Annotated in this window: 18 protein-coding genes and 1 pseudogene; 6 read left to right on the top strand and 13 right to left on the bottom strand. The window is 72.0% G+C overall.

Annotated features, from left to right (window positions below; all coding sequences use genetic code 11):
* The first annotated feature begins 41 nt into the window (after positions 1-41).
* Positions 42-845 carry a class I SAM-dependent methyltransferase gene (locus tag FE251_RS10235; protein WP_139948704.1) on the top strand — a complete coding sequence of 268 codons (804 nt, stop codon included), beginning with the start codon at positions 42-44 and terminating at the stop codon, positions 843-845.
* On the opposite strand, the gene FE251_RS10230 is transcribed toward FE251_RS10235, so the two are convergent.
* The 4 genes from FE251_RS10230 to FE251_RS10215 form a co-directional block, all read right to left on the bottom strand.
* Positions 806-1,546 carry a hypothetical protein gene (locus FE251_RS10230; RefSeq protein WP_139948703.1) on the bottom strand — a complete coding sequence of 247 codons (741 nt, stop codon included), beginning with the start codon at positions 1,544-1,546 and terminating at the stop codon, positions 806-808. The genes FE251_RS10235 and FE251_RS10230 overlap by 40 nt on opposite strands.
* Positions 1,543-1,926, bottom strand: a complete 384-nt coding sequence (locus FE251_RS10225; protein WP_139948702.1) for a PadR family transcriptional regulator — start codon at positions 1,924-1,926, stop codon at positions 1,543-1,545. Before FE251_RS10225 ends, FE251_RS10230 begins: the two co-directional genes overlap by 4 nt.
* Positions 1,927-1,968: 42 nt before the next feature.
* Positions 1,969-2,994 (bottom strand): glutathione S-transferase family protein, encoded by a 1,026-nt coding sequence (locus tag FE251_RS10220; RefSeq protein WP_139073790.1) that lies wholly within the window; start codon positions 2,992-2,994, stop codon positions 1,969-1,971.
* Between the two features lie 134 nt (positions 2,995-3,128).
* Positions 3,129-4,358 carry an amidohydrolase gene (locus FE251_RS10215; protein WP_139948701.1) on the bottom strand — a complete coding sequence of 410 codons (1,230 nt, stop codon included), beginning with the start codon at positions 4,356-4,358 and terminating at the stop codon, positions 3,129-3,131.
* A gap of 74 nt (positions 4,359-4,432) precedes the next feature.
* Between FE251_RS10215 and FE251_RS10210 the strand changes: the two genes are divergently transcribed.
* The gene (locus FE251_RS10210; RefSeq protein ID WP_139948700.1) at positions 4,433-4,831 is read left to right on the top strand and encodes a hypothetical protein; all 399 of its coding nucleotides are present in this window, start codon (positions 4,433-4,435) and stop codon (positions 4,829-4,831) included.
* A 7-nt stretch (positions 4,832-4,838) separates the two neighbouring features.
* Here FE251_RS10210 and nhaA read toward each other — a convergent pair whose 3' ends face one another.
* From nhaA to larE, 3 genes are all read right to left on the bottom strand, one after another.
* Positions 4,839-6,059 (bottom strand): Na+/H+ antiporter NhaA, encoded by a 1,221-nt coding sequence (gene nhaA / locus FE251_RS10205; protein ID WP_139948699.1) that lies wholly within the window; start codon positions 6,057-6,059, stop codon positions 4,839-4,841.
* 198 nt (positions 6,060-6,257) lie between these two features.
* Entirely contained in the window at positions 6,258-6,935 is a 678-nt protein-coding gene (gene larB / locus FE251_RS10200; RefSeq protein ID WP_139948698.1) for a nickel pincer cofactor biosynthesis protein LarB, read from the bottom strand.
* A complete protein-coding gene (larE, locus tag FE251_RS10195; protein WP_139948697.1) occupies positions 6,928-7,785 on the bottom strand; it encodes an ATP-dependent sacrificial sulfur transferase LarE in 858 nt (285 codons plus the stop codon). Before larE ends, larB begins: the two co-directional genes overlap by 8 nt.
* A gap of 102 nt (positions 7,786-7,887) precedes the next feature.
* Between larE and FE251_RS10190 the strand changes: the two genes are divergently transcribed.
* The 3 genes from FE251_RS10190 to FE251_RS10180 all read left to right on the top strand — a co-directional run bounded on the left by FE251_RS10190 (position 7,888) and on the right by FE251_RS10180 (position 11,595).
* Positions 7,888-8,919, top strand: coding sequence for a LacI family DNA-binding transcriptional regulator (locus tag FE251_RS10190; protein WP_139948696.1), 1,032 nt, complete (start codon positions 7,888-7,890; stop codon positions 8,917-8,919).
* 14 nt (positions 8,920-8,933) lie between these two features.
* Complete coding sequence (gndA, locus tag FE251_RS10185) at positions 8,934-10,466, top strand: NADP-dependent phosphogluconate dehydrogenase (protein ID WP_139948695.1); 1,533 nt, start codon at positions 8,934-8,936, stop codon at positions 10,464-10,466.
* 94 nt (positions 10,467-10,560) lie between these two features.
* Entirely contained in the window at positions 10,561-11,595 is a 1,035-nt protein-coding gene (locus FE251_RS10180; RefSeq protein ID WP_139948694.1) for a Gfo/Idh/MocA family protein, read from the top strand.
* Between the two features lie 160 nt (positions 11,596-11,755).
* Here FE251_RS10180 and FE251_RS10175 read toward each other — a convergent pair whose 3' ends face one another.
* From FE251_RS10175 to tatA, 3 genes are all read right to left on the bottom strand, one after another.
* Positions 11,756-12,070 carry a Sec-independent protein translocase family protein gene (locus FE251_RS10175; RefSeq protein ID WP_139948693.1) on the bottom strand — a complete coding sequence of 105 codons (315 nt, stop codon included), beginning with the start codon at positions 12,068-12,070 and terminating at the stop codon, positions 11,756-11,758.
* A gap of 8 nt (positions 12,071-12,078) precedes the next feature.
* The gene (gene tatC / locus FE251_RS10170; protein WP_139073799.1) at positions 12,079-12,807 is read right to left on the bottom strand and encodes a twin-arginine translocase subunit TatC; all 729 of its coding nucleotides are present in this window, start codon (positions 12,805-12,807) and stop codon (positions 12,079-12,081) included.
* Positions 12,808-12,880: 73 nt separating this feature from the next.
* Complete coding sequence (gene tatA / locus FE251_RS10165) at positions 12,881-13,114, bottom strand: Sec-independent protein translocase subunit TatA (protein WP_230976393.1); 234 nt, start codon at positions 13,112-13,114, stop codon at positions 12,881-12,883.
* A gap of 500 nt (positions 13,115-13,614) precedes the next feature.
* Between tatA and FE251_RS15650 the strand changes: the two genes are divergently transcribed.
* Positions 13,615-15,048, top strand: a complete 1,434-nt coding sequence (locus FE251_RS15650; RefSeq protein ID WP_179954752.1) for a glycosyl hydrolase family 28-related protein — start codon at positions 13,615-13,617, stop codon at positions 15,046-15,048.
* Positions 15,049-15,371: 323 nt separating this feature from the next.
* Here the strand turns inward: FE251_RS15650 and FE251_RS10155 are convergent.
* The 3 genes and pseudogenes from FE251_RS10155 to FE251_RS10145 all read right to left on the bottom strand — a co-directional run bounded on the left by FE251_RS10155 (position 15,372) and on the right by FE251_RS10145 (position 18,400).
* Positions 15,372-16,687: pseudogene (locus FE251_RS10155) on the bottom strand (TRAP transporter large permease).
* A 7-nt stretch (positions 16,688-16,694) separates the two neighbouring features.
* Entirely contained in the window at positions 16,695-17,312 is a 618-nt protein-coding gene (locus FE251_RS10150) for a TRAP transporter small permease (protein WP_139073802.1), read from the bottom strand.
* 59 nt (positions 17,313-17,371) lie between these two features.
* On the bottom strand, positions 17,372-18,400 hold the full coding sequence (locus FE251_RS10145) for a TRAP transporter substrate-binding protein (protein ID WP_139073327.1): 1,029 nt from the start codon (positions 18,398-18,400) through the stop codon (positions 17,372-17,374).
* Positions 18,401-18,674: the final 274 nt, after the last annotated feature.

The raw sequence follows: 18,674 nt of genomic DNA, 5'->3' as shown, positions 1-18,674 counted from the left end.
TGCGTGCGCGAGGCTCGCGCGTCATCCGACGAAGGACCGACATGCCGCTGATCCCCGGAGAGCTGGACACGCACGTCTGGACCGAGGCCGTCGCACGTGAGTACGACCGGTCCTCGGCTTGGATGTTCGACCCGGCAGTGCTCGATCCCACGGTCGACTTCCTCGCCGAGCAGGCACGGGGTGGGCGCGTGCTGGAGCTCGCGATCGGCACCGGTCGCGTCGCCCTGCCCCTCGCCGCCCGCGGGCTCGACGTCGCCGGCATCGAGCTGTCCCGGCCGATGCTCGACGAGCTGCGCCGCAAGCCCGGCGGGAGCGACCTCGCGGTCGTGCTCGGGGACATGGCGACGACCAGGGTCGAGGGCGAGTTCGACCTCGTCTACCTCGTCTACAACGCGATCACGAACCTCCTCACGCAGCAGGCCCAGCTCCGGTGCGTCGAGAACGCGGCGGCGCACCTCGCGCCCGGGGGTGCGTTCGTCGTGGAGGTGCTGGTGCCTCCGGTTCGGGGACTTCCGCCCGGCGAGACCTTCAAGCCGTTCCACGTCTCCGACGAGCACGTCGGGATCGACGAGCTCGACACCGTGAACCAGCTGCTCGTGTCGCACCACTACACGTTCCGCGACGGTTCGGGGAGCCGGTTCGACTCACCGCACCGCTACGTCTGGCCGAGCGAGCTCGATCTCATGGCCCATCACGCGGGCCTTTCGCTCGAGGGGCGCTGGGGCGACTGGGACCGCTCGCCGTTCACCGAGGACAGTGCCTCGCACGTCTCACTCTGGCGCAGGCCCTCGCGTCCCGGCACCCCTCAGCGCAGCACCCAGGACAGCGCCGACAGGACGACGTAGGCGACGGGCACGGGCAGCACCGTCCCCCACGCACGGCGGGGGCGGGCGGGCGCGGCCGCGGCCGGCGCGAGCGGCGTCGTCACCGGGTCCTCGTCGAGCGCGCGCAGCAGCGCGACGGCGAGGGCGACGACGACGAGGAACAGCCCGAGGGTGACGACGGGGGCGGGCAGCGTGAGCACCGTGCCCAGCCCCAGCCGCCCGCCGGCGGCCGAGCCCGCCCCGGCGAGGGTGCCGAGGGCGAGCAGTGGTACGCCCACGCTCCACGGCCGCTGGACGATCGGGCGCAGGAGGAGGGGGAGGGTGAGCAGGAGGGCGAGGAACGCCGCGATCGACCCGAGCTGGACGGCGTTGTAGGTGAGGGCCTCGCCCCCGCCCCACGACGACGCCGCGGAGGTTCCGACGAGCAGCGCGAGCATCTGGGCGACCGAGAGGAGCGTGACCTGCCAGACCCCGGACGGGTCCGGCGCGTCCGCCTCGAGGAGCCGGCGGGCGTAGTCGGAAGGCTCGCCGAAGGCGTCCTGGGGCGTGTCGCCGGTCTCCGCGCAGTGCGCCTCGACCTCGGCGAGCCGTTCGCCGATGACCGGCCCGGGGACGTCCTCGAGGCGCAGCTCGACGACGAGGTCGTCGCACCACTCCTGGTGCTCCTTGACGAACGGGCGGTCCCACGCCTCCTGGGGGCGGGCGTCGCTGCTGGGGTTCACGGGGTGCTCCTCGATGTGTGGGCCGGGCGGGCCGGCGGGGCGGGCGGCACGTCACCGGAGAGGTGCGCGCCGACGAGGGAGGTGAAGGCGTGCCACTGCGCCGTGCCCTGCTCGAGCTCGGCGCGCCCGGCTTCGGTGAGCGTGAAGTACTTGCGGCCGGGGCCGCCCTCGCCGGCCCGCCACTCCGTGGTGACCAGGCCGCTCTTCTCCAGCCGGGTGAGCAGCGGGTAGAGCGTGCCGCCCTTGATGTCGCCGAGCCCTGCCGCGGCGAGGTCGGCGCCGATCGCGTAGCCGTAGGTCGGCCCGGCGGAGACGGTGCGCAGCACGCACAGCTCGAGGACGCCACGCAGCCACTCGCTGCGGTGGACGGGCTCGCTCATGACTAGATAGTCGCACTAACTAGTCAGGCTGTCTACTGAGGGTCAGCGCAGCGGCGTGTGCTCCGGGTCGACGCGCTCGTCCTCCCGCACCGGCCCGGGCGTGGTGCCGTCCCCGAAGGGGCGCCCGCCCAGTGCCTCGCGCCCGTGCGGGGTGGTCCAGCCCGACAGGTCCGGCCCGACCGGGACGATCTGGGTGGGGTTGAGGTCGGTGTGGACGATGTAGTAGTGCTGCTTGATCTGCTCGAAGTCGACGGTGTCACCGAAGCCCGGCGTCTGGAACAGGTCGCGGGCGTAGCCCCACAGCGCCGGCATCGCGCTGAGCGTGTTCCGGTTGCACTTGAAGTGCCCGTGGTAGACGGGGTCGAAGCGCACGAGCGTGGTGAACAGGCGGACGTCGGCCTCGGTGATCGTGTCGCCGACGAGGTAGCGCTGGTCCGTCAGCCGCTCCTCCAGCCAGTCCAGCGCCGTCCACAGGCGGTCGTAGGCGCGCTCGTAGGCCCGCTGCGACCCGGCGAACCCGCAGCGGTAGACCCCGTTGTTCACCTCGGTGAACACGCGCCGGTTGACCGCGTCGATCTCCTCGCGCAGGTGCTCGGGGTAGAGGTCGGGAGCACCCTCGCGGTGGTGCTCGACCCACTCACCGGACAGGTCGAGGGTGATCTGGGCGTAGTCGTTGGTCACGACCTCGCCGGTGGGGACGTCGACGATCGCCGGCACGGTGATCCCGCGCGGGTAGTCGGGGAAGCGGGCGAAGTAGGCGTCCTGCAGGCGCTCGATGCCGAGCACCGGGTCACGCCCGTCGGGGTCGAGGTCGAAGGTCCACGAGCGGGCGTCGTGCGTGGGGCCCGGCGTCCCGAGGGAGATGGCGTCCTCGAGGCCGAGCAGGCGGCGCACGATGATCGTCCGGTTGGCCCACGGGCACGCCCGCGCCGCGACGAGCCGGTAGCGGCCCGGCTCCACCGGGTAGCCGTCCGCGCCGTCGCGGGTGATGCGGGTGGTGATGTAGTTCGTGTCCCGGGTGAACTCCTGACCCGTGGTCACGTAGCTGCCGGCCGTCGAGTGCTCCATACCCCCGACCGTATCCCGCCGGCCGTTCGGAGCACCGCGCGACCGTGCGCCCCTGACAACGGGCGCACGGTCGCACGAGCGGGCGCAGAGTCGGAGCCACGCCCGCACGGCCGTAGCGCGAGGGCTCGCCAGCCTCAGAAGCGCTCGGAGCGCTCGTGGACGCCGTGCTCGGCGGAGTACACCTCGGTGCCGGTGATGAGCACGCGCTGCACGCGGGAGAACACGTCGAGCGGGTCGCCGTCCCACACGACGACGTCGCCGTCGAGGCCGGGGCGCAGCGCACCGACCCGGTCGTCCAGGCCGAGGATCTGCGCGGGGTTGACGGTGAGCGCGCGCAGCGCGACGTCCCGGTCCAGGCCCTCCTTGACCGCGAGGGAGGCCTGGTGGACGAGGAAGTTGATCGGCACGACGGGAGCGTCGGTGGTGATCGCGACGAGCACCCCGGCCTCGGCGAGCCGGGCGAGGTTGGCGATGTCGCGGTCGCGCAGCTCGACCTTGGAGCGGCTGGTGAACATCGGACCGAAGATCACCGGGACGTTCTTCTCGGCGAGGACGTCGGCGATGCGCGCGCCGTCGGTGCCGTGGTTGACGACGAGCCGGTAGCCGAACTCCTCCGCGAGCCGGATCGCCGTGGCGATGTCGTCGTGGCGGTGTGTGTGCTGGTCCCAGATGAGCTCGCCGTCCAGGACGGCGACGAGCGTCTCCAGCGTGAGGTCGCGGTCGAACGGCTTGCCCTCCGCCAGCGCGTGCTCCCGCCTGGCGCGGTAGTTCTCCGCGTCGACGAACGCGTCGCGGATGACCTTCGCGACCCCGAGCCGGGTCGAGGGGAGCGCCTTCTTGTCGCCGTAGACCCGCTTGGGGTTCTCCCCGAGCGCGGCCTTGACCGAGACACGCTCCCGGAAGACCTGCTCGTCCACGGTGCGCCCGCCCCACGTCTTCATCGCGACGGTCTGCCCGCCGATGGGGTTGCCCGACCCGGGCTTGACGACGGCGGCGGTGACCCCGCCGAGGAGTGCGTCGCGGAAGCCCTCCTCCTCGATGTTGATCCCGTCGACGGCGCGCAGGCCGGCACCGACCGGGTCGGTCATCTCGTTGACGTCCTGGCCCGCCCAGCCCTCGCCCTCCTCGTGCACGCCGAGGTGCGCGTGCGACTCGACGAATCCCGGCAGCACCCACGAGCCGCGCGCGTCGATGACCGGCACGCCGTCCGGGACGGCGACGTCGGCGCCGACCTCCCGGATGACGCCGTCGACGACGAGGACGGTCCCGCCCTCGATCGGCTCGCCGTCCACCGGGACGACGCGGCCGCCGACGACGGCGACGGAGCTGGTGCGGGTGCGGATGGGCTGGAATGAGGATGTCATGGTCCAGTCGTACCACCTGTCGTAGTGGCAGGCTGGGCGCAGGGGCGCAGCGGCGCCCCGGTGAGGAGGACACCATGTCTGCACCGGAGCAGGGCAGGGCGGACCGCGGGACGCCCACGGGACAGGGCGACGCCAAGAGCGCGCGGCCCGGGGGAGCGGCACCAGCGGCACGCCGGCCGGAGTCGGCGCGCAACCGCAACCGCCTGGGCTGGATCGCCGTGACCGTCGCGGGCCTGCTCACCGCGTGGCGCATCATCTACGCGATCACCGCGCCGAGCGTGGCGAACGTCGACGTCTACGAGTCCGTCGACCTGCTCCTCACCCTCGTGCTGGCCGTCGGGGCGATCGTGCTCGGGATCGTCGCGCTCGGCCAGCGGGTGTCGCCCCGCTGGCCGGCGGTCGCGGCGCTCGCCGTGGGGACCTACGCGTTCGTCCTCGGGGTGGCGAGCTGGATCGGGCGGCTCATGTACTGAGCCGCCGTCACCCGCGCCCGGCCTCCTGCAGCCGGTAGCGGGCGCGGATGCGTAGGGCGATCCCGCCGAGGATCGCGGCGAGGAAGGAGCCGAGCAGGACTCCGACGCGGGCGTGGCTGCCCTCGACGGAGCCCGGGTCGAAGGCGAGCTGGGCGATGAGCAGCGAGACGGTGAAGCCGACGCCCGCGAGCAGGCTCATGCCGACCATGTCCTTGAGGTTGATGCCCTTGCCGAGGACGAGCGGGGTGAGCGTGACGAGCAGCGCCGTCCCGCCCCAGATGCCGATGAGCTTGCCGATCGGCAGCGCGACGGCGATACCCACGGAGACCGGGTCGGTGAGGACGCCGAGGAGGCCACCGGCGTCGACGACGTTCACCCCGGCTGCGAAGAACGCGAAGACCGGCAGCACGATGCCGGTGGAGATCCACCCGACCGAGCTGCTGAAGCGGTGGGTGAGCGGCTCGCTCTGACCGGCGCGCGCGGTGGCCGGGACGACCATGCCGAGGAGGACACCCGCGATGGTCGCGTGGACGCCGGCGGCGTGCATGAGCGCCCAGGCGACGATGCCGAGGGGCAGGAGGATCCACCAGGCGGTGACGCCGCGGCGCACGAGGACGGCGAAGACGGCGACGGCGAGGAAGGTCCCGGCGAGCATGAGGTAGTTCAGCCCGCCGGCGAAGACGACGGCGATGATGACGATGCCGATGAGGTCGTCGACGACGGCGAGGGTGAGCAGGAAGGTGCGCAGCGCCGGTGGGAAGCCGCGCCCGAAGATGCCGAGCAGCGCGACGGCGAAGGCGATGTCGGTCGCGACCGGCACCGGCCAGCCCTGCCAGACGCCAGAGCCGGTGACGGCCTGGATGGCGAGGTAGACGACGACCGGTCCGGCGACGCCGAAGAAGGCCGCGATGACCGGCACGGCGGCGGTTCGGATGTTGCGCAGCGAGCCGGAGACGAACTCCTCCTTGAGCTCGAGGCCGACGACGAAGAAGAAGATCGCGAGCAGGCCGTCCGACGCCCACGAGGCGAGCGAGAGGTCCAGGTGCAGGGAGGCGGGGCCGATGGTGATGTCGGAGAGCGAGGCGTACGCGTCGCGCCACGGGGAGTTGGCCCAGACGAGGGCGATGAGCGCCCCGGCGAGCAGGATCATGCCCGCGAACGTCTCGTTGCCCAGCCTCACGCGGTAGGAGGCGATGGGGCCGCGACCTGCGGCGCTGGTGCTGGGCATCGGCGAGGCCTTTCTCACGTGCGTCGGCGGCTGCCGCGCTTCACTCTACGGGGAGGGGGAGGGACCGGCCGGGCGAGGACCTTCCGGTCAGGGTGGGGCAGCGGCGGCGGCGGGCCACCGTGGCCGCCGGACGTCACTGGTGCCGATTCACCCACAGCGCCTCGGTGCGCGGCAAAAAGTTGCCGCGACTTGTCGCGCTCAGGTCGCGGCGATCTGGGCGGCGAGGTGGCCCCCGCCGTAGCCGTTGTCGATGTTGACCACGGCCACCCCGGGGGAGCACGCGTTGAGCATCGACAGGAGAGGGGCCACGCCCCCGAAGGCGGCCCCGTACCCGACCGAGGTAGGGACGGCGACGACCGGGCAGCTCACCAGGCCCGCGACGACGCTCGGGAGGGCGCCGTCCATCCCCGCGGCGACGACGACGACGCGTGCGGAGCGCAGCAGGTCGAGCTGGCCCAGGACGCGGTGCAGCCCGGCGACGCCGACGTCGACGACGAGCTCGGTGCGCCGTCCGAGGTAACGCGCGGTGAGCTCGGCCTCCCGGGCGACGGGCAGGTCGGAGGTGCCCGCGCTGAGGACGACGACGAGCCCGCCGGTCGGCTCGGGCGGCTGCGCCGGCCAGGCGAGGAGCCGGGCGACGGGGTCGTGGTGGGCGTCGGGCAGTGCGGCGAGGACGGCCTGCGCCTGCTCGGGGGAGACCCGGGTGAACAGGGTGGGGCTGCCCGCCTGCGCGACCTCGGCGGCGATGAGCGACACCTGCTCCACCGTCTTCGGCTCGCACAGCACGGCCTCGGGGTAGCCGCGGCGGGCGGCGCGGTCGTGGTCGAGGCGGACCACCCGGGTGAGCTCGGGCCCCGGCTGCCAGTCCTCAGTCATGGCTGCGGGTGACGAGCGGGAGGGTGAAGGCGCCGGACTGGATGCCGCGCAGGTCGAGCGCCACGAACCGGAAGCCGGCCGCACGCACGGCGGCGTCGACGTCCTCGCGCCGGTGGACCGCGACGAGGAGCTCCTCAGCGCGCAGCTCGACGCGGGCGACGTCGCCGTGGTGGCGGACGCGCGAGTCGGTGAACCCGAGCCGGCGCAGGGCGGCCTCCGCCTGGTCGACCTGGCGCAGCTTCTCCGGGGTGACCTCCTCGAAGTGCGGGATGCGCGAGGCGAGGCAGGGAGCGGCGGGCTTGTCCGCGACGGGCAGGGCCAGTGCCCGGGCCGTCTCCCGGACCATCGCCTTGGTCATCCCGGCCTCGGCGAGCGGGCGCAGCACGCGGTGGTTGGTCGCGGCCTGCGAGCCGGGCCGGTCCGGCCGCTTCGCGTCGTCGGCGTTCTCGCCGTAGGCGACGGCCGACAGCCCGAGCTCGGCGACGAGCTCGTCGGAGATCCGGGTGAACAGCTCGTCCTTGCAGTGGAAGCAGCGGTCCGGGCCGTTGGCGCGGTAGGCCGCGGACTGTCCCTCGTGGGTCTCGATCTCCACGACGCGCGCGCCGATGAAGGCGGCGGTCTCGTGCGCCCTGGCCCGCTCGTCCGTCGCGAGGCTGGGGGAGACCCCGAGCACGGCGACGACGTTCGCGGGGCCGAGGGTGCGCACCGCCATGGCGAGGAGGGTGGCGGAGTCGACCCCGCCTGAGTAGGCCACGCCCAGTGGAGCGTGACCGGCGAGCATCTGCTCGACCCGTTCCGCGGCCTGTGCCACCGGTCCGGTGAGGCCGGGTACCGCGGTCGTCGTCGTCATGGAGCTGCTCCTTCGGGCACGTGAGCTGCCAGTGTGCGCGGGCCGGGAGGCGACGTGGCAACTTGTTGCCACCGGTTGCCCCGTGACCATACCGTGGCGCGCATGGACAACGAGGGAGCGAATGACCCCGGCCGGGCGCCGACGATCTACGACGTCGCCAAGGCCGCCGGGGTCGCGCCGTCGACGGTGTCGCGTGCCCTGGCCCGGCCCGGGCGGGTGAGCGCGGTGACGGCGGAGAAGGTCCGCGACGCGGCCGCCCTGCTCGGGTACCGGCGCTCGTCGGTGGCGCCCGTCCTCAGCTCCGTCAACACGCGGATGCTCGCCATGGTCGTCGCCGACATCGGCAACCCGCTCTTCGTCGACGTCATCCGGGGGGCCGAGGCCGCCGCGGAGGCGGCCGGGTACACGATGCTCCTCTTCGACGCCCAGGAGTCCTACGTGCGTGAGCGGGACGCCGCGGAGAAGTTCCTCAGCGCCGTCGACGGGCTCGTCCTCACCAGCCCGCGGCTCTCGGACCTGGGCATCCGGGCGATCGCCAAGCAGCGGCCGGTCATCGTCCTCAACCGGGTCGTCAGCGGGCTGCCGAGCGTGCTCACCGACGGCGCCCGCGGGGTGCGGCGGGCCGCTGAACACCTCGGGCAGCTCGGGCACCGCGAGATCACCTACGTCGCGGGCCCCGAGGCGTCGTGGGCCGACGGCGTGCGCTGGCGCGGTCTGGAGGAGGCGGGCCTGGAGCTGGAGCTGCGCGTGCGCCGGATCGGCCCCAACGCCCCGACCGTCGAGGGCGGGGCCAAGGCCGCCCGGCGGTGGGCGCAGAACCCGAGCACCGCCGTCGTCGCCTTCAACGACATCATGGCCGTCGGCTTCGTCCGTGGCCTGCGCGCCCTGGGGGTGTCGGTGCCCGGCGACGTGAGCGTGGTCGGCTTCGACAACAGCCGCACGGGGGCGCTCACCGTCCCCGCGCTCACCTCCGTCGCCTCGCCGCTGTCGCTGCAGGGCGCCACGGCGGTGCGCAACCTCCTCGCGATCATCGGTGGCGCGCGCTCCAGCGAGCAGCCCGTCGTGCTGCCGGTCAAGCTCATCGCGCGGGACTCCACCGCCCGCGTGCGCCGGGGCCGGCTCATGCGGTCCTGAGGCCGTGGCAACTGATGGACACCACTGCGGCCGGGCGGGGGCCCGCCGCCATACTGAGGGCCGTAGCGACACCAAGCCGCCGACCAAAGGACCAGCACGTGACTGACAACAAAGCGACTGCCTCCGCGCAGATCGGAGTCATCGGACTCGCTGTCATGGGCAGCAACCTCGCCCGCAACCTGGCGCGTCACGGGTACTCCGTGGCGCTCTACAACCGGACCGCCGCGAAGACCGAGGAGCTGGTCGCGGCGCACGGCGACGAGGGCACCTTCGTCCCGTCGGCCGAGCTCGCCGACTTCGTCGCGAGCCTCGAGCGGCCGCGCAAGATGATCATCATGGTCAAGGCCGGCGGCCCCACCGACGCGGTCATCGAGTCCCTCATCCCGCTCCTCGAGGAGGGGGACATCGTCGTCGACGGCGGCAACGCCCACTACGAGGACACCCGCCGCCGCGAGGCCTACCTGCGCGACAAGGGCCTGCACTTCGTCGGCGCCGGCATCTCCGGCGGCGAGGAGGGCGCGCTCAACGGCCCGAGCATCATGCCCGGCGGCCCCGCGGAGTCCTACGTGACCCTCGGCCCGATCCTCGAGGACATCTCGGCCAAGGTCGACGGCGAGCCCTGCTGCACCCACATCGGCCCCGACGGCGCGGGTCACTTCGTCAAGATGGTGCACAACGGCATCGAGTACGCCGACATGCAGTTCATCGCCGAGGCCTACGACATCCTGCGCTCGGCCGGGTTCTCCGCCCCCGAGCTCGCCGACGTGTTCAGCGAGTGGAACACCGGGGACCTGGACTCCTACCTCATCGAGATCACCGCCGACGTGCTGCGCCACGTCGACGCCGAGACGGGCAAGCCGTTCGTCGACGTCGTGGCGGACGCGGCAGCCCAGAAGGGCACCGGGCAGTGGACGGTGCAGATCGCCCTCGAGCTCGGCGTGCCGGTCAACACCATCGCCGAGTCCGTCTTCGCCCGCTCCAGCTCGGGTCACACCGCGCTGCGCGAGGCCGCCCGCGCCGCCCTCCACGGCCCCCACCGCGAGGCTTCCGACGCCGCCCAGCGCGCCGAGCTCGTCGAGAACGTCCGCCAGGCGCTGTGGGCCTCGAAGGTCGTCGCCTACGCCCAGGGCCTGGACCAGATCCGCACCGCCTCCGAGCAGTTCGGCTGGGACATCGACATCGCGGGCGTCGCCAAGATCTGGCGCGCGGGCTGCATCATCCGTGCCCGCCTGCTCGAGCGGATCCGCTCGGAGTACGCGGCGCACAACCTCACCACGCTCCTCGAGGCGCCGTCCGTCGCGGCGGGCCTGGAGTCCAGCCAGGCCGGCTGGCGCGCGGCCATCACCCACGCGGTCGCCAACGGCGTGCCGGTGCCGGGCTTCTCCGCCGCCCTCGCCTACTACGACACCGTCCGCGCCGAGCGGCTGCCGGCCTCCCTCATCCAGGGGCTGCGCGACTTCTTCGGGGCGCACACCTACCACCGGGTCGACAAGCCCGGGGTGTTCCACACCGAGTGGTCGGGCGACCGTAGCGAGTCCCAGGACTGACCGTTCTCGGAGCAGGCCCGTCCCCGGCCGGGGGCGGGCCTGCTCCGCACCGTGGGCCGTGGTCCACGGGCACAGCAGCACTCGAGGAGGACGCATGGGCAGCACGCAGCGGGTCGGAGTCGGCATCGTCGGGCTGGGCGCCATCGGGGTGACCCATGCCCAGGCGCTGCACGAGCTGCGCGACCGGGCCGAGCTCGTCGCCTTCAGCGGCGGGAGCCTGGCGGCCGCCGCCGCGGTCGGGTGGCCCGAGGCGGACCAGCGCAGCGCGGCCGATGTGGTGCGCAGCCCCGACGTCGACGTCGTCGTCTCCTGCTCACCCAGCGAGTTCCACGCGCGCGACGTCCTGGAGGTGCTGGACGCCGGCAAGGACGTCGTCGTGGAGAAGCCGATGGCGCTGAGCGTCGCGGATGTGGACGCGATCGTCACGTCGGCGGAGCAGAGGGGCCGGACGGTCTCGATGATCTCCCAGCACCGCTTCGACCCGGCGCACGCGCAGCTCAAGGCCATGGTGGACAGCGGCCGGCTCGGGGACCTGCGCCTCGCCCGCACCCACGTGCACGGGTACCGCACCACCGCCTACTACGCGTCCGCCGACTGGCGGCGCTCGCAGGAGCTCGGCGGCGGCGTGGTGATGAATCAGGGGGTGCACAACATCGACGTGCTCCTGTGGCTCGCGGGCGAGGTCGTCGAAGTCACGGCTCAGGTCGCCACGCTGGGGCAGACGATGGACGCGGAGGACACCGCGGTCGCCACCCTGAGGTTCGCCAGCGGCGCGCTCGGCGCTCTCACCCTCTCGACCGCCACGCCGCCGGGACGGGCCGGGACGATCGATCTCGACTTCACCGGCGGCTCGGTGAGCGTGGGCCAGAGCAGGTTCCTCACCTGGGACGTCCCCGAGGTCCCCGCCCCCGAGCTCCCGGTCCGGCCGGTGAGCCTGGCGGGTGTGTCCGCGCCGACCGTCGACCTCGACGGGCACGTCGCCCAGTGGCGCGACGTCCTCGACGCGCTGGACTCCGGTACGGCGCCCCTCGTCGACGTCCACGAGGCCGCACGGACCGTGCGGCTGCTCTGCGCCATCTACGAGGCCGCCGCCACCGGCCGCGCTGTCACCCCGGCCCACCTCACCTGACCACCCCACCCCGCCCCGCCCCCACCCACCCGCGAGAGCCGACTTGTGCGCGAGAGCGGACTTCCGCGCGACAGCGGAGTTGTGCGCGAGAGCGGACTTTCGCGCGAGAGCGGACTTTCGCGCGAGAGCCGACTTCTGCAGGACGACGGGCGAGACCCGCTCAGGTCGCCTCGGTGTCGAAGACGACGGCGCCCTGGGTCGGCCGCGCAGCCGCGCGCGGGCTCGGCGTCGGCGGGTCGGCCAGCGCCTCCCTCACGATGCGCCGGGGGTCGTACTGGCGCGGGTCGAGCGCCTGGAGGTCGGCGATCTCGTCGCCGAGCTCCGCGCGGACGCGCTCGGAACCCTCGGCCGCCAGACGCTTGAGGGCGACGACGAGCCCGGCCAGCTTGCGCGCGTACTCGGGCAGCCGCTCCGGGCCGACGAGGACGACGGCGAGGACGACGAGGACGAGCAGCTCGGCACCGTTGACAGGCATGAAGGACCTCAGGCGGGACGACGTCGGGCGCGACGCCGGTCGGACCACAGGGCGATGCCGATCGCCCCGAAGAACAGGGCGCAGATCGGCAGGGCCATCGCGATCATGGACCAGGCGTCGGGCAGCGGGTTGGCGACGGCGGCGAAGAGGAAGGCGAGCAGCACGAGCCAGCGCCACGCCCCCAGGAACGTGCGGCCGGAGACGAGTCCCGCGGCGTTGAGCGCGACCATGACCACCGGCAGGAGGAACGCCACCCCGAAGACGAGCATGACCCGGGTGAAGAAGCTCAGGTAGGTGCGCGCGTCGATGAGGTTGACGGCGTCGTCGGGGGTGAAGGCGGTGAGGACGGTGACCGCGTTGGGCAGCACGAGCCAGCCCAGCGCACCGCCGGCGAGGAAGAGCACCGCGCCCGCCACCCCGAAGCCGATCGCCGTGCGGCGCTCCTTGCGAGTGAGGCCGGGGGAGACGAAGGCAAAGATCTGCCCCACCCACCACGGGCTGGAGACGAACAGCCCGATGAACAGCGAGAGCCGGATCCGCATGTCGAAAGCGCCGCCCACGGTCCCGAAGTTGATCGCCGCGCCCTGCCCGCGATCGGCGATCGCCTCCATCGGGGCGTTGATCGCGGCGAAGAACCAGGGGTAGAGGAACCAGCCCGCGACCGCGCCGACGACGATGCCGAGCGCCGCGAGGAGGAACCGTCGGCGCAGCTCGCGCAGGTGGTCGGCCAGGGGCATCCGGCCGTCGGCGGATCGCCGACGTCTCCGTGCGCCCTGTGCCGTGCTCAGCGGTGTCGCCACCATGGCAGGGTCAGGGGGTGCGGTGCTCGCCGCGCGCCGCGGTCGCGTGGCTGCCCGGCGTCTGCGACGCGGTGGGGGCGGCCGCGGGCGCGTCGTCGTCCGCGGTGAGGTCCTTGATCTCGCTCTTGAAGATCTTCAGCGACTTCCCGACGCTCGCGGCGACGTCGGGGAGTCGACGCGCACCGAAGAGCACGAGGACGACGATGACGAGGACGATGATCGCCCACAGGCTGGGTGTTCTCACGGCACGCCTCCACAGCGTCATTGCACGGGTTCGTGGCACGGGCGGTGCTTCGACTTCTGAAGGCGACATCGCCTAACCCGCCAAAGCGCCTTACGTGATTCGTGAGCCTATCGTCCGCTTCGCCCGTGTCAAGAGCGGGTTCAGTACCCGGCAAGGCATGGCAACCGCTGGTCGCGGCAGGCGCCCGTCTGGTGCCCTGGGCCTCCACCACGACAACGACGACGGGGGACACCTTGGACGCGACGACAGACATCTCCAGAAGAACGGTTCTCGGGCTCGCCGCAGGCGCGGCCGCGACCGCTGCGATCGGCTCGGTCGTGGGAGGTGCTCCCGCCGCCGCGGGACCACTACCGCGAGGGCCGAGAACAGGCACCGACCTGTCGACGACGCTGCTCACCGAGTGGTTGCGCTCTCCCGCGAGCCACGAGCTACTCGCCGACTTCACCGGGGCGGGCTACCACCAGGGCGCTCGCACACCCACGCCGCGTGTTGTCGCGAACGTGCGGAACTTCGGGGCGAAGGGCGACGGCACCACCGACGACGTCGTTGCCTTCAACGCCGCAGTCAGGGCCGCCGGGGAGCAGGGGGGCGGCGTCGTCCTCGTGCCGGCCGGGACGTACCACCTCAGCGGACCGGTGTGGATGCACTGGTCCAACGTCGTGCTGCGCGGCGCCAACCGGCGCAACACGGTGCTCTACTTCTCCCGTCCCCTCAAGGAGGGCTACCGCAGCAACTGGCAGGTCCAGCAGAAGCAGGAGCGCTGGTCCTGGGCCGGCGGCCAGATCTGGGTGATCCCCGAGCCGGTGCTGCGCAAGCTCGAGGAGGAGGAGTGGCTCGGTACCGAGGGCTTCGTCCCCGGCCCGCAGCTCGCGTCCGTCGCCCCGGCACCGCGGGGCACGCGCGATCTCACCGTCTCGACGACGGCGCGGCTGCGCGCGGGTGACATGGTCCTCCTCGAGACGGACAACCCCGGAGCGCCGCTGCTCACCCACCTCGCGGGCGACACCGAGGGAGCCCGGGCCTACGACTGGACGGCCGGCGCGCCGCAGCTCGTCCGGGGGACCGAGGGCTTCTACCCGCAGTACGGCACGCTCCAGTGGCCCGTTCGCGTCGAGCGAGTGCTCGACGCCACCACCGTCCGGCTCGCGCAGCCGGTGAAGCACGACCTGCGCGCGGAGTGGCCGACCACGGTGCGGGCCCTGGGACCGACCGTCACCGAGGTCGGCGTCGAGCGTCTGACGATCCGCAACCGCGTGCTCCCGCAGACGGCGCACAACCAGAACCCCGGCTCCAACGGCGTGCACTTCCAGGCCGCGCACGACTGCTGGGCGAGCGACGTACAGGTCGAGAACTGCGACGTCGGCTTCGGGTTCACTGGCGCCAAGTCGGTGACTGTCTCGGGCACGGTGATCACCGGGCGTGCCACCCACCACCCGTTCGTCATGCGGATGCAGTCCCACGACAACCTGGTCCAGGGGTTCACGGTGGGCCCGTTCGACACCGAGCTTCGTGAGGACGCCCGCCTGCACGGGCTCAACGTCGAGGGCCTCTCCTCCGGCAACGTCTACCGGGACGGATTCCTCTACGAGGGTACCTTCGACTCCCACCGGGCGCTGCCCTTCGAGAACGCCCGGACGAACATCCGCCTCATCAACACCGGGACCATGGGGGGCAGCGCCCGCTCCGGTCCCTACTTCGGCGCCAGGTTCGCCCACTGGGGCATCGACGTCCTGAACGACCGCCCGTACGCGGTCACCGTCGGCGACGTCGCCCCGCGCAGTGTGACCGTCGGCGTCACGGGGGTGGCAGCGGACGCGGCCAGCGGTCTCAAGCCCGACTACCCGGGCGGTGCCGAGGCACTGGCGAACGTCACCGACGTCACCGCCACGGCGGTGCGTGACCTCTACGAGGCCCAGCGCCGCCTCGCCCGCTGAGCACCCCTTTCCATGCTCCCTCTCACGCCAGAGGTGGATCGTGAAGACCGCGCACGATCCACCTCTCGGCGTGAGGAGGAGGCCTGCGGGGAGGGCGGTGACAGGGACCGGCCCGCCCACACTGGCTCGACCCACCACCCTCGTCCCACCACCCTCGCCCCACACTCACGCGAGAGCTGGATCCTGCACGGTGCTGGATCCAGCTCTCGGCGCGAAGGGGGAGGGTCCCGAGGTTGATCGCCGCGACCGTCTGTCAAGGCTCCCGGAACGCGGAAACGGGGGCGGTGGCCTCGGCCACCGCCCCCGTCACTGCGTCCGCCCGACTACGGGGTGACGGCGGTGAGGCCCATGACCTCCGGCAGCCACAGCGAGAGCTGAGGCACGAAGGCGACGACGAACAGCGCGAGCGTGAGCGCCCAGAAGAAGGGCATGACGCGGCCGATCATCGGCTCGATGCGGACCTTGCCGACTCGGGCAGCGACGAACAAGTTGTTGCCCACGGGCGGGGAGATGTTCCCCAGGGACATGTTGAAGACCATCATCGTGCCGAAGTGGATCGGGCTGACGCCCAGCTCGACGACCACCGGGAGGAAGATCGGCGTGAAGATGAGGATGGCGGGCGTCGGGTCCATGACCGTACCGGCGAGCAGCAGGACGATCATGATGATGATGAGGATGAGCGTCTTGTTGTCGGTGAGCCCCAGGAGGGAGTCGGCGACGAGCTCGGGGATCCGTGCGGCGGACAGGACCCACGCGAGGATGTTCGAGACGCCGATGAGCAGCATGACGATCGCCGTCGTCTTGCCCGCCTCGAGGATGATGCCCGGCAACGCGCGCAGCGGCAGGGTGCGCTGGGCGAGGCCGAGGACGAGGGAGTAGAGCACGGCGATGACGGCCGACTCCGTCGCGGTGAAGTAGCCCTGGAGGATGCCCCCGATGACGATGACGATCATGAGGAGGGCGGGCAGGGCCCGCACGAGGACGACGAGCGCCTGCTTGACGGTGGGGCGCTCCGCGGCCTTGAGCTCGGGCCGCTTCCGGGCGTAGACGGCGACCATGATGATGCAGACGAGTGCCCACAGGAGGCCTGGCCCGATGCCGGCCATGAAGAGCGCGGCGATGGAGCTGCTCGAGACGAGCGCGTAGATGATGAAGGTGTTGCTCGGGGGATGAGCATCCCGGCGGGGGAGGCGGCGGCGTTCACGGCAGCCGAGAAGTTCGGGTCGTACCCGGCCTTCCTCATCGGGGGCGACATGACCGACCCGACGGCGGCGGCCGAGGCCACCGAGGCGCCGGAGACGGCACCGAACATCGCGTTGGCGACGACGGTCGTCTGCGCCAGCGAGGCAGGCAGGCGGCCGGCGATGACCTGGGCGAGGTCGATGAGCCGGGTGGCGATGCCACCGGTGTTCATCAACCCGCCGGCGAGGATGAAGAACGGGATCGCCAGGAGCGCGAAGGAGTTGCTCCCGGTGAAGAGCCGCTGGGCGGAGGTGAGGGCGGCGCCGTCCCAGCCGAGCAGGACGACGATGGCGAGGGCCGAGGGGAGGCCCATCGAGATGGCCACCGGCAGACCGATGGCGATCCCGACGACGATGCCGCCGAGAAGGATGATCGTGGCGAGCGTCACGGGGTCCATGTGAGCCTCAGATTCCCTGGTTGTTCTCGTCGACGTCCGGGAGGGTGTCCTCGGTACCCACGAACATGCCCACGACGTGGCAGATCGAGAAGAAGGTGATGAGGGCGCCGCTCACGGGCAGGACGAGATAGATCTGGCCGATGGTCAACGGCAGGGTCGAGATGTTCTGGCCCCACGCGTTCTGCGAGACCGCGATGCCGCCGTAGATCATCACGTACACCGCGAACGCGACGACGAGTGCCTCGACGACGAGCGCGACCACCAGCTGGAAGCGCTTGGGCAGCCGCTCGACGAAGATCTCCACAGCGATGTGGCCCCGCTCGGAGAAGACGAGCGCCGCGACGAGGAGCGCGAGGACGACGAAGATGTACCGCGCGGTCTCCTCCGTCCACGTCGCCGGGGTGCCCACGACCTGACGCGAGATGACCTGCCACGACACGACGACGACGAGGACGACGAAGGTGACGATGCAGATGAGGACGAGGATGCGGTCGATGACGCTCCGCACCGCCTCGAGGGCACGGACGATGGGGCCGCCCTGGGGGCGGGGTGTGGTGCCCCGGTCGGCCGCCGACGCCGGTTGCGGCGTCGGGTCAGGGCCGGTGGCGGCGTTGTTGTCAGTCATGGGTCCTCCGCGAGTGCGAGCGGTGGCGGCGGGGAGGCCCCGCCGCCACCACTGTCGGGTCAGCGAGCTGCGTTGCGGGCCGCGTCGAAGAGCGCCTGCTGGGTCTCGGTCGTGATGAACTCGGCGGCCAGCGGCGCGAGGACGGCGTCGAAGGCTGCGGAGTCGACCTCGGTGAAGGTGGCGCCCCCGGCCTGGGCCTGGGCGATGGCCTCCTCGGTGGCCGTCGTCCAGAGCTCGGTGTGCTCCTGGTACGCGGCGGTCCACACCTCGTCGAAGGCGGCGCGGTCCTCGTCGGACATCTCGGCGAGGACGTCGGTGTTGATGATGAGGTAGTCCAGGCCGACGAGGTGGTTGGTCTGGGACCAGTACGGGGCGACCTCGTAGTGACGCTGGGTGGCGAAGGAGACCTCGTTGTTCTCGGCGGCGTCGACGACCCCGGACTGCAGGCCGGTGTAGAGCTCGCCGTAGGCCATCGGCGTGGCGGAGGCGCCCAGCGCCTCGGCCATCGCGATGTGGAGGTCGGACTCCTGGACGCGCAGCTTCATGCCGGCGAGGTCGGCCGGCGTCTCGACGGGACCGAAGGTCGTGTAGACGCTGCGGGCGCCCTGGGTGAAGCCACCGAGCACGGTGATGTTGTTGGACTCCTCGAGGGAGGAGTACAGGTCGCCGGTGATCTCCTCGTCGTGGATGACCGACATCTGGTGCTCGACGTCGTCGAAGACCTTGGGCAGGTTGAAGACGACGAAGTCGGGGTTGAGGTTCTCCAGCTGGGGGCCGGAGACGATGGCCATCTCGACGGAGCCGTCGGCCACGAGCTGCATGGCCTCGGCCTGCGCCCCGAGGGTCTCGTTCGGGTAGACGTCGATGCTCCAGCGGCCGTCGGTGGCCTCCTCGAGCGCCGTGCCCATGTTGTCCAGGGCGATGTACGACGGGTGCTCCTCGGTCTGGTTGAGGGCCAGACGCATGGACTTGCCCCCTGCCTCACCGCCGCCGCCGTCGCCGTCCGTGTCGTCCCCGCCGCACGCTGCGAGCAGCAGGCTGGCGGCTGCGACGGTGGAGATGAGCGTGAAGGTCTTGGTCCGCCTCATTGTGGTGTCCGTTCTCTTGCGTGCCCGCCGGGTGGCGGTGCGCGGGTTTATGGGGCCAGCTGCATGTCCCACCGTCCTCGGTGGCTGGACGGTGTGGAGTCCCGTCCCGCGGCCGAGCCGTGCGGCTGACGCGCCGGCTTGTGACTTGATTCAGCCACCGGCCGCGCGAAAAGCCGCACGGGTTGCCATGTGTTGCCAGGTCACGATCGAGACACGGGCCACCGGCCGGCGGACGGCGGCGCGCGGCAGGGGCCGGCGTCGTCGAGCCCGGCCC

The sequence above is a fragment of the Georgenia wutianyii genome, assembly GCF_006349365.1.
GTDB classification, from domain to species: domain Bacteria; phylum Actinomycetota; class Actinomycetes; order Actinomycetales; family Actinomycetaceae; genus Oceanitalea; species Oceanitalea wutianyii.
Note: the sequence above shows the minus strand (reverse complement) of the source record. Positions and strands in the feature narration are given on the sequence as shown.

Coding starts and splice junctions, on each gene's coding strand:
- nhaA (WP_139948699.1), bottom strand. CDS start 6,059: ATGCCCAGCACCAGCGCCGCAGGTCGCGGCCCCATCGCCTCCTACCGC.
- FE251_RS10150 (WP_139073802.1), bottom strand. CDS start 17,312: ATGACTGACAACAACGCCGCCACCGGCCCTGACCCGACGCCGCAACCG.
- FE251_RS10220 (WP_139073790.1), bottom strand. CDS start 2,994: ATGGAGCACTCGACGGCCGGCAGCTACGTGACCACGGGTCAGGAGTTC.
- FE251_RS10210 (WP_139948700.1), top strand. CDS start 4,433: ATGTCTGCACCGGAGCAGGGCAGGGCGGACCGCGGGACGCCCACGGGA.
- gndA (WP_139948695.1), top strand. CDS start 8,934: ATGGACACCACTGCGGCCGGGCGGGGGCCCGCCGCCATACTGAGGGCC.
- FE251_RS10225 (WP_139948702.1), bottom strand. CDS start 1,926: ATGAGCGAGCCCGTCCACCGCAGCGAGTGGCTGCGTGGCGTCCTCGAG.
- larE (WP_139948697.1), bottom strand. CDS start 7,785: ATGACGACGACGACCGCGGTACCCGGCCTCACCGGACCGGTGGCACAG.
- larB (WP_139948698.1), bottom strand. CDS start 6,935: ATGACTGAGGACTGGCAGCCGGGGCCCGAGCTCACCCGGGTGGTCCGC.
- FE251_RS10175 (WP_139948693.1), bottom strand. CDS start 12,070: ATGCCTGTCAACGGTGCCGAGCTGCTCGTCCTCGTCGTCCTCGCCGTC.
- FE251_RS10190 (WP_139948696.1), top strand. CDS start 7,888: ATGGACAACGAGGGAGCGAATGACCCCGGCCGGGCGCCGACGATCTAC.
- FE251_RS10235 (WP_139948704.1), top strand. CDS start 42: ATGCCGCTGATCCCCGGAGAGCTGGACACGCACGTCTGGACCGAGGCC.
- tatC (WP_139073799.1), bottom strand. CDS start 12,807: ATGCCCCTGGCCGACCACCTGCGCGAGCTGCGCCGACGGTTCCTCCTC.
- FE251_RS10180 (WP_139948694.1), top strand. CDS start 10,561: ATGGGCAGCACGCAGCGGGTCGGAGTCGGCATCGTCGGGCTGGGCGCC.
- FE251_RS10215 (WP_139948701.1), bottom strand. CDS start 4,358: ATGACATCCTCATTCCAGCCCATCCGCACCCGCACCAGCTCCGTCGCC.
- FE251_RS10145 (WP_139073327.1), bottom strand. CDS start 18,400: ATGAGGCGGACCAAGACCTTCACGCTCATCTCCACCGTCGCAGCCGCC.